This is a genomic window from Candidatus Palauibacter australiensis, assembly GCA_026705295.1.
GTDB lineage: Bacteria > Gemmatimonadota > Gemmatimonadetes > Palauibacterales > Palauibacteraceae > Palauibacter > Palauibacter australiensis.
The window spans coordinates 36,695-46,030 of the sequence record JAPPBA010000074.1; the positions used below are offsets into that span (position 1 = coordinate 36,695).

4 protein-coding genes are annotated in these 9,336 nt (G+C 67.7%); all 4 read left to right on the forward strand.

What is annotated here, in order from left to right:
• Positions 1-31: 31 nt before the first annotated feature.
• Complete coding sequence (locus OXN85_05570; GenBank protein ID MCY3599418.1) at positions 32-3,208, forward strand: PD-(D/E)XK nuclease family protein; 3,177 nt, start codon at positions 32-34, stop codon at positions 3,206-3,208.
• Positions 3,201-6,407, forward strand: coding sequence for a UvrD-helicase domain-containing protein (locus tag OXN85_05575; GenBank protein ID MCY3599419.1), 3,207 nt, complete (start codon positions 3,201-3,203; stop codon positions 6,405-6,407). The genes OXN85_05570 and OXN85_05575 overlap by 8 nt, the downstream gene beginning before the upstream one ends.
• A gap of 544 nt (positions 6,408-6,951) precedes the next feature.
• Positions 6,952-8,190, forward strand: a complete 1,239-nt coding sequence (locus OXN85_05580; protein ID MCY3599420.1) for a Fic family protein — start codon at positions 6,952-6,954, stop codon at positions 8,188-8,190.
• 36 nt (positions 8,191-8,226) lie between these two features.
• The coding region (locus tag OXN85_05585; GenBank protein MCY3599421.1) for an NCS2 family permease at positions 8,227-9,336 on the forward strand (1,110 nt) is incomplete at its 3' end.

Here is a 9,336-nt window from a genome sequence, read left to right on the forward strand (position 1 = left end):
GGTGACCATCGATTCACGCGATATCTGACGCGTGCCTGTCAACGTAGTTCGAGCGCCGGCGGCAGCCCCGCTGTGGGAGGCGTGCGCCGAGCGTTTTCTGGCGGGGGCGGCGTCACCGGCTGAGCCCGGCGTCGAGGCGTCGGCTTGGATCTGGCTCAACAACGCACACCTTCGCGACCTCCTGTACGAAGTCTCCCAGGCACGCGGCCATCCGGGGTGGCTCGACCCGCCCGTGACCCTGTTCGGGGACCTTGTCGACCGCTTCGGCATCCGGGAGAAGTCCGTCGGGCTCCTCACGCGCCGCCGGCTGGTGAGCCGGCACGCGGCGCGGCTGGGGCGGCGAATCCTCGCGCGGGAGCCCGGCCGGGGCGACGGCGTGATCCGCGGGCACATGCTCGACCGGCTTTTCGGCGACCTGCTGCCGGAGGGCGTGCCGCCGGAGCGGCTCGAACGGGCGCTGGATCGGCTCGGGGGTGACGACTTCGCACGACGCCGCAACCGGTGGGCGGTAGAGGTCTACCGCGCGTATCTCGATTCGCTGCGGGAACGCGACCTCCTGGATGCCCGTTCCGTGAACGCACACATCGCGAACCGGATCGAGGCGGGTGGACTCCCCGGGGCCGTCGGGGGCGCCCGCGAACTGCACATCTACAGCATCGGGAGTCCGCGCACGCGCCGCCGCATCATCGAAGCGCTCGCCCGGCAGGAGGAGGTCGACGTCCATCTCTATCTCCCACTGGAGCCGGAGCCCGATCCGTTCTTCGACGGACTTGCAGCCCGAACGGAGGTCGTTGACGAATCGGGCGGGGGCACGCAGCCGCTGAAGGTACAACCCGTCCCGGACGCGGCGCGGGAAATGGCCTGGGTGGCGCGACAGGTCAAGGAGATTCTGGTATCGGGCGCCGCGGAGCCGCATAAGGTCGCGGTTGTGGCGCGCTCCGGCCGCGATAACACGCACCGCGCATACCGGGCTCTCCGTCGGGCCGGCGTTCCGGCCACGGCACGTATCCGGACGCCGCTGGACGAGGTCCCGGCGCTTAAGGCCCTCCTCCTCCTCCTGCGGGGAGCGGCCCGAAACTGGGACTACCGGTCCCTGCGGGCTCTCCTCGAGCACCCCTATTTCAACACGCGCGTAGACCTCCGGAGCGTCGATGCGATCGCCGCGAACCGGCGCGTCGTGGGGCTCGAAGCCTGGGCGGAAGGCCTCGTCGGCCTCAAGCAACTCGTCATCGACAAGGCGCGCGAGATCCGTGGTCGGGGGCTCTTCCTCGACCGGGTCGAGAAGGACATCGACGCGTTCGCGGCCATGTGCGAGGTGCTTGCACCGCTGGACCGGGGCCGCACCGAGGCCGAGTGGATCGAGCTGACCCTGGCCCTGCTCGCGGAAGACCGCGGCGTTTTCAGCCTGAGGCGCAGAGTGTGCGATGCCGTCGAGGAACGGTGGGAGGTCGTGCGCTCCGACCAGCGCGGGATCCTTCTCCTGGAGCGGCTCCTCAGGGAATGGCGGGATCTCGACCACTCGGACGATCCGCTACGCCCGGCGGCGTGGCATGCGCTGCTCAGGAAACTCCTGCAGGCGAACGAACTTTCCCTCTCGACGCCGGGACAGAAGGGAGTGCAGGTGCTCGAGGCGCACGACGCGGCGCTCGTTCCCTTCGCCCATACGTTCGTTGTGCACGCGAACGATCGCGAGTTCCCGCGCACCACCGGCTTCACAGGGGTGTTCACAGACGCGGAACGCCGCCGTCTCGCCGATTTCGGGCTGCCGGTGAGCCATCGCAACGAGGCGCTGCGCCGGGAGCGCGGGCTGTGGCGCGCCGTCACCCAGCAGGCGGGCCCCGTGTGCGTCAGTTACCGGACGACAGATGCCGGCGGCACCCCTCTGCTGCCGTCCCTCATGGTCCCGCCGCATGACGACGCCATCGAGTTGCCACGAATTCGCCGGCCTTCCGACGAGGAGGAGCCGGTCACCCCGGCCGAGGCGGACCGTCGCGCCGCCTTCGCACTGTTCGAGACGCTCGGCCGACCCGATGCGGAGGGATCGACCCGTATCGCCCCCGCCCGCCCCGAGCGGATCGCCCGCGCCATCGTGGCGGCCGCGGCGGAAACGCACCGCGGCCCGGGGCTTGAGCGCTACCCCGGCTTTCTCCTGCCCTCCGGGCGCCTGGACGAGATGCGGCATCCCGCCTATCGGCCGAATCCCTGGAACGGCCATCTGCGGGATCCGGACGTGCTTCGGGAACTGGCGCGTCGCTTCGACGACGGCCACCGGTGGTCCGCCGGCAAGCTCGAAGCCTACGCCCGGTCTCCGTTCACCTTCCTCATCGAACGTGTGCTGTGGCTCGAAGGCGTTGAGGAGGCGGAAGAGGAGACGACGCCCCTCATCTTCGGAAGCATCGCGCACGAGATCCTCGAGCGCTTCTACGCGGAGTTCAAGGACGCGCTCCCTGTCTCGCTTTCGGGCGCGGCCGAGGATCGTCTGGCGGAGATCTCCGAGGCGGTCTGCGCCGAACGCGTGGAAAAGGGAGAATGGCTCGGCGTCGAAGCCCTCTGGGAACAGACGCGAGGGACGATCCTGACCGCGGTGCACGACTACATCGCGTGGGAACTGGGGCACATGGCCGCGAAGAGCGAACGGCCCGTGTACACCGAGTTCGCGTTCGGGTTCGACGACGAGCACACGTTCCTCGAAGGTGAGGATGTACGCGGCCACGCTGCCCGCGTCCGGCTCTGCGGGTTCATCGATCGCGTGGATCGGAGCCTCACGGCCGACGGACTGCACCACGTACTGGATTACAAGAGCGGCGGAACCCCGGGTGCGCCGAAGTTCGATGACGGCACCGCCCTTCAGGGCGTTCTCTACGCCCAGGTGATGGCTGAACGTGGCTACGCGATGGGCTCCTGCCGCTACCGGTCGATCAGGAGTCCCGGAAAGCCGCTCAACGGAGGTCGCGTCGAGTTTGGCGAGGAGCGGTACGAGCGGGCCCTTTCCCTGGCGTTGTCCATCCCCGGCCGTGTGCGGGCCGGGTGCTTCGAGGCGGTCGCCTCATGGAAGGGCGGTTGGGCGCCCTGGGATCCCAGGCCTGAGATCCGTCGCAACGAGGCGCGACTCGACGGGAGACACCGCTTCGGAGACTTCGGAGACGACCCCGAGGACGATGGCGTGAGCGGGGGGGCAGACAGCGGCGAGGCAGGCACCGATGGCTGAGATCCGGTGGACTCCCGAACAGGTGCGGGCGATCCGGACCGAGGATGACACGCTCCTCGTCGCGAACGCCGGTACGGGCAAGACGACGACCGTGGTCGGCAAAATCATGTGGCGGCTCGGACTCCCGTTCGGCGTCAGCGAGGAGACGGGCGAACCCATCGAACCGCCCGCCGACCCGTGCGGGCTCGACGAGATCGCCGCCATCACGTTCACGGAGAAGGCGGCCTACGACCTGAAGCGACAACTCAGGAAGCAGATCGAAGCATCGGATCGCGCAGACGACCTGCGCTGGGAGATCGACCGCGCTTCGGTCGGAACCATCCATTCCTTCTGCGGGGAGCTGCTACGCGAACACGCGCTGCGGCTGGGGATCGATCCCACGTACGAGGTCCTGGACGAGGACAGCGCCTGGGCCGAGCAGGACGAACTGATCAAGGCGCTCCTCCTCGAAAGGCTCGAGGCGGAAGACCCCGCGGCTCAGGCGCTGCTCCGCCGCTGGAAGCTGACCGGCGGGGAGCGCTTCCGAGGCGCGACCGATCATGTGCGGGACGTCCTGCGCGACCTGCGGTGGCGCGAGAGGCGTTACGCGAGGTGGCTGCAGCCCGCACTGCCCCCGGTGGAGGACGGTACGCTCGACCTGTTCGAGGCACACGGTCGCCCCGGCGCGCTGGACGTGCCGGCCGTGTTGGCCGCGAGTCCTGAGCGCGAGGAAAAAGACGAAGAGGCGCTCGCGATCTGTTCGCAGCTCCTGGATGTGGCCCGCGAAGCCCGCGGGCGCTGGAACGCCTGGCTGGAAGAGGAGAACCAGCGCGACTTCGACAGCCTGGTCCTCGGGGCGGCCGAACTCCTGGCCGGCGTGTCCGGCGACGCCGCGCTCGCCGCGATCCGCGACCGCTACCGGATGCTCATCATCGATGAGTTCCAGGACACGGACTTCACGCAGCGGGACATCGCCTTCGCCATCGCCCGGGGCACGGACCGCCCCCAACTCTTCCTCGTGGGCGACCCGAAGCAGAGCATCTATCGCTTCAGGGGCGCCGATATCTCCGTGTGGAACGACGTCGCTGCCGATTTCGCGGAGGAAGGCGAAGTCCTGGATCTCTCCCGGAACTTCCGCAGCGCCCCCCCGATCGTCGATTTCGTGAACGTGGTGAGCGGGGCCTCAATGAAGGAGACGGGAGATGCCCTCGCGGAGGAACGACTTCCGAGCCGCATCGGCTACACGGATCTGGTGGCCGGCATCCCCGACCATTCGGAGACCGGGGTGGATTGGATCGGCGTTGAAGGCAGGACGGTGGACGCTCGGCGCGAGGCCGAAGCCGTCCGCATCGCCTCCTGGATTCTGCAGGCGCGGGACCGGGTCGAAATCCGGGATCCCGACACGGGCAGCCTGCGCCCACTCGCATTTCGGGACATCGCGCTCCTCTACCGCTCCCGCGGCGGGCTGAAGCACTTCGAGACGACGCTCAAGCGCTACGGCATCCCCTACTTCGTGTCGGGGATGGCGCACCTGGGCGAGCGTCAGGAGATCCTCGACGTCTTGAACGCCCTCCGGCTACTGCAGAACGAGCGGGACGATCTGCGGGCGTTCGGCTACCTGCGCTCACCGTTCGTCGGACTCAGGGACGAGACCATCGTACGTCTGCGCATGCTGGGGCGCCGCGGGCCGCTCCTTCGGCAGGCGAGTCGGTGGCTTGAGAGTGGCGAGTGGCCGGAGGCTCCCGACCACCCGCGGCTCACCGCAATCGAACGGGAGGCGCTCGAGGAGGGTCTCTCGGTTCTCGACGATCTGCGCCAGCTCGCGCCGCGGCTGGGACTGGACGAGGTCATCGAGGAACTGCTTGTACGCACCGGCTACCGCCTTCACATCCTTCTCATGGAGGGTGCGGAGGAGGTCCTCGGGAACCTCCAGAGTCTCATTCACTTCGCGGCGTCCCATCGAGCGCACGACCTCACCGCGTTCTTCGAGGTGTGGGACCGGTCGATGAGCCGCGACATCGGGCTCCCGCAGGCCCCTCTCTACTCGAAGGAAGATGACATCGTCACGCTCTCGACGATTCACCAGGCCAAGGGACTGGAGTGGCCCGTCGTCTTTCTGGTCGGGGTCGAGAAAGCGCTGTGGCGTCAGCCTTCGAACGTGTACTGGTCGGATCCGGAACTGGGCCCCCTTTTCTGCCTGAGAGCGGATGCCCGCGGGAGGCGGGGCAACCGCCTGGTGCGCCGCGAAGAGCTCGAATCGAAGGCGGAGGAAGCGCGTCTCCTGTACGTGGCGACGACGCGGGCCCGCGACCGCCTGGTCATCGTGGGGCCGACCGGCGGCAACAAGGGCTACGACCGCTGGCTGGCCGAAGGTGATGCCACGACACGGCAAGACGCGGGGGTGAGTGCCGCCCCCGAGACGAGCCGCCCGCCGACGCTGGAGTGGCTGGACCGGTACGAGACGGCGACGCCGCCGGCGTTGATCCAGCCGCTCCCCGAGCCGCCGCTGCGCTGGACCCGCTCGGCGACCGAACTCATGCTCCTGGAGGAAGATCCGGAAGAATGGGAGCGCCGGTACAGGCACGGCGCCCTCGCCCCCTGGCACTTCGCGCCCGAAGCCTCGGCGGAGGAAGCGGGACTCCCGGCCCTGGTCCGGGGCCAGATCATCCACGGCGTGCTGGAGCGGCTGGAGGCGGAAGCGGAGATCGCCCGCGTCGTTGAAGAGACCATCGGTTCGCTCGACGAGCCCGAACTCGAGGCCATGCTCCGTCCGGGGAGCGAATACCGCGAGCAACTGGAGGAGGAGATCCGCCGCGTGGCCGCGAGCGAGGAGTGGGCCTGGTACACGGCGGGCGACCTCGGCCGCGACTACTGGAAGGAACTCACCTTCACGCACCTCGTGGGCGCACGGGACTGGCGGTTCGGCGCCTTCGACCTGTACCGGCGTCTCGCCGGCCCCGGCCCCGGCCCCGGCGTCGGCCCCGCGCCTTCCCGCCTGGCTGGAGCCCTCGGCCTGGACGACGGACTGGATGCCCTCGTCATCGACTTCAAGACGCACCCCATCACGGCGGCCCAGGCGCCGCATACCGCTCGCGGCTACCGGATCCAGGCCGACGTGTACCGGGCCGCCGCCTCGAGCATGGCCGGCCGGGTCGCTGTGGGCCTGCATTTCACCGGCCCTAACGAACTCGTCTCGATGCCGGAAGAATCCCCCGCCTGATTCGGTGAGCGTCCTTCGCTTGCCGCACATCCGTGAAGAGACCGGCGAATCCGTGAAGGTTTCTTGGCGTTTGGCGCTCACCGTGAAACGATTCGCAAATCTGCGAAAGATTTTTGACGATTAGGGTCCGTTTGTGATCGTTTTCCCCACAGTGGAAAAATTGTGAAGATTTTCTTGCGCTTCGCTAGATTTGTGATAGTTTTCGGCGATCCGTGAAGGTTTTCTTGCGAGAACGGGCAACTCTGTGAACTATGCGGTTTCTTCCATGAACTTCCGATGGCGGCCTCCAGAACCCGGGCAACCTGCGGGTTACGCTGCGCTCATCGCGCGGTACGACCTTGAAGTTCCGCTGCCGCCACGCATGGCTGCCATCGCCAAGCGTCATCGCCCCACCTCGACACGCGAGTGGATGTTGCTTTCTCCGGGCTACGCCCCGGAGGAGAGTCTTCGAGGACACCTCGAGTTCGCTTTGAAGTGGGAGGGGGTGAGCTTGGGGGTCCTCGCTGCTCTCTTCAGGCAGATCGACCCGCGAGAGATCGTGCGTATGGTGCGTGCCAAGCCAACGGGCGCCTACGCCCGCCGCATCTGGTTCCTGTACGAATGGCTGCTGGACACGCGCCTGGATCTTCCCGACGCCGGGACGGTGAAGGCCGTTCCGGTGGTGGATCCAAAGCAACAGTTTGCTTCGGCGAGCGGCCCTCTCTCACGACGGCATCGTGTGCGCAACAACCTGCCCGGTACGAACCGGTTCTGTCCGCTCGTCCGGCGGACTCCCGAGCTTGAGCGCTATTCGGACATGCGCCTCGGCGAGCAGGCTCAAGTTGTCGTTGGTCGTACCCATCCGGATATCGTTCGGCGCGCCGCGGCGTTTCTACTCCTCGAGGACAGCCAGGCATCGTTTCAGATCGAGGGCGAGCACCCGACGCCGGATCGCGGACTCCGGTGGGGCCGGGCGATCGGCGAGGCCGGCCAGCGAGACCTTGGGGTCGATGAACTGGTGCACCTGCAGGAACTCGTGATCGGGGACTCGAGATTCGTCGAGCTCGGGCTCCGGACCGAGGGCGGGTGGATCGGCGAGCGGGACCGGCGCACCCGTAACCCGATCCCGGAACACATCAGTGCACGCCCGGAAGACCTTCCGGATCTGATGCGGGGGATGGTCGAGTATGGCCGGATGGCGGAAGAAACGTCGGTCGATCCCGTCATATCCGCGGCGGCCCTGTCCTTCGGGTTCGTGTACATCCATCCCTTCGAAGACGGGAACGGGCGCCTCCACCGGTGGTTGGTCCATCACGTCCTCTCCCGTGCGGGCTATAGTCCGCCAAGCCTGGTGTTTCCGGTGAGCGTGCCGATGCTCAGGCGGATCTCGGAGTACCGCGAGGTTCTCCGGGGCTACTCCTCGAGAGTTCTGCCCCGGGTTGAACGGCGCGCGACGAGTGGACACAACGTCGAGGTCCTGAACGAAACGGCCGACTTCTACCGGTTCTTTGACGCGACGGCTCACGCCGAGTTTCTGTATAGCTGTGTGGAAGAGACGGTGACACGGGATCTCCCCGGAGAAGTCGAATACCTGGAGAAGTACGACGAGTTCTCGCGACGGGTCCAGGAGGAAGTGGCGGACATGCCGGACCGGACGATCGATCTCCTGTCGACGTTCCTCCGTCAGAATCACGGCACGCTGTCCAGGCGGGCGCGCACCCGCGAGTTCAAGCGATTGACGGCGGATGAGGTGGAGCGGGTCGAGGCGCTCTATGCGCGTTGCTTTTCTGCAGAGATATCTTGAGGGACAGGTCACCACGGAACAGCCGGAGGAGAGGCGATGACCGGGACGCTGGAACGCTGGTTCGGGTTGTCGGAGCGCGGCTCCGACGTGCGGACGGAGGTGACGGCGGGGGTCACGACCTTCCTGACGATGGTCTACATCGCCTTCGTCAATCCGTCGATCCTCTCCGAGGCCGGGATGCCGTTCAGCCCGGTGTTCGTCGCGACCTGCCTCGCCGCGGCCTTCGCCACGCTCGTGATGGGGCTGTACGCGAACTACCCGATCGCGCTGGCGCCGGGGATGGGTCTGAACGCCTTCTTCACCTACGGCGTCGTGCTCGGCATGGGGTACGCCTGGGAGGTCGCGCTCGGGGCGGTGTTCCTGTCGGGGACGCTGTTCGTCACGCTGAGCGTGCTTCCGGTGCGGCGTTGGATCATCGACGCGATCCCGCGGGGACAGAAGATGGCGATCTCGGCCGGCATCGGGATCTTCCTCGGGGTGATCGCGCTGCGGGACGCGGAGATCATCGAGGGGAGTCCGGCCACGCTCGTCACCATGGGCGAACTGACGGCGCCGCCGGCCGTGCTCGCCCTGCTCGGCTTCTGCGCGATCGCGGCGCTCTCGGCGCGCCGCATCCCCGGTGCCGCGATCCTCGGCATACTCGGCGTGACGGCGCTCGGCCTGATCCTCGGCGTTTCGGAGTGGCACGGCTTCGCGTCGCTGCCGCCGGATCCGACCCCCACGCTGCTCGCGCTGGACATCGGCGCCGCGCTGCAACTGGGCATGATCGCGGTCATCTTCACCTTCCTCATCGTCGACCTCTTCGACACGGCGGGCACGCTGATCGGCGTCGCGCACCAGGCCGAACTTCTCGACGACGCCGGGAGGCTGCCGCGCATCCAGCGGGCCCTGATGGCCGACTCGACCGGGACCGTGGCGGGGACGCTGCTGGGCACCTCGTCGGTGACCAGCTACATCGAAAGCGCCGCGGGCGTGAGCGCCGGCGGTCGCACCGGCCTGACCGCCGTCGTCGTGTCCGGACTGTTCCTGGTCTGTCTCTTCCTCTCGCCACTGGCGGAATCCGTCCCCCCGTTCGCAACCGCGGCCGCGATCCTGTACGTCGCGTGTCTCATGGCGCGCGCGTTGAAGGACGTGGAATGGGACGAC

What these genes read in the sequence shown, in the direction of transcription:
- OXN85_05575 (MCY3599419.1), top strand. Translation starts at nt 3,201, where the DNA reads ATGGCTGAGATCCGGTGGACTCCCGAACAGGTGCGGGCGATCCGGACC.
- OXN85_05580 (MCY3599420.1), top strand. Translation starts at nt 6,952, where the DNA reads ATGGTGCGTGCCAAGCCAACGGGCGCCTACGCCCGCCGCATCTGGTTC.